This window comes from Nocardia sp. 852002-51101_SCH5132738 (assembly GCF_001665695.1).
Taxonomy (GTDB): domain Bacteria; phylum Actinomycetota; class Actinomycetes; order Mycobacteriales; family Mycobacteriaceae; genus Nocardia; species Nocardia nova.
Window position 1 is genome coordinate 1 of record NZ_LZML01000182.1, and the last position, 771, is coordinate 771.

Sequence of the window (771 nt, forward strand, 5' to 3'; positions counted from 1 at the left end):
GAACCGAATTCCATTGTGCTAGAATAGATTTAGTACCGAACTAGCTTCGGACTTACACGGTTCTCGTGACACCCTCGGCGCGTACTGCCGACGATGTCGCGCAGGAGGTCTACGCGTTGCTGATCACCTACCAGGCGTTGCGGACCGCGATCGCCGATACCGCGCTGGCCACACCGGGCATGGTCGCGGACCGGGGCAGTTTCACCGTCGCTTTGCAGACCGCCCGCGACCAGCTCGTCCATGCGGCCGGGTCATCACCGGCGCGACTGTCGATATCGTCGGTGTGATCGGGCGGGCCGTGCGCGCTGACCTGCTCCCACATCGCCGGCCCCGCAGCAGCCTTCGCGTGGTCAAACGGGCAATCTCCAAACACCGCGCCAAGGGGGTGATCGACCGGACCATCTACCAAACCCACATCAGCGTGCGCGTGCTACCCGGTTGACAACCCGGCAGCACACCAAACTGAGCGGCCTTGGGTCTAGCCCGGGCTGCGGTGCACGCCGGCTACCGCACCTATGTCACCACCGCCGCCGATTTGGCGGCCCGCTGCCACAAAGCTGCGATCGAAGGCCGGTGGGCCACCTGCATGCGTTTCTACGCCGGACCAACGCTCCTGGCGATCGACGAACTGGGATACCTGCCGTTACCTGCAGAGGCGGCATCAGCACTGTTTCAGGTTGTCGCGCAACGATATTTGAAGACCTCGATCGCGATCACCACCAACCGCGGCGTCGGATCCTGGGGCGAGATCCTCGGCGATAACACTGTCGC

Annotated in this window: 1 protein-coding gene and 1 pseudogene; both read left to right on the plus strand. The window is 63.8% G+C overall.

The window, feature by feature from the left end:
* Positions 1-65: 65 nt before the first annotated feature.
* A complete protein-coding gene (locus A5789_RS38675; protein WP_064903081.1) occupies positions 66-287 on the plus strand; it encodes a hypothetical protein in 222 nt (73 codons plus the stop codon).
* A gap of 182 nt (positions 288-469) precedes the next feature.
* A pseudogene (locus A5789_RS38680) lies at positions 470-771 on the plus strand (ATP-binding protein); the annotation flags it as partial.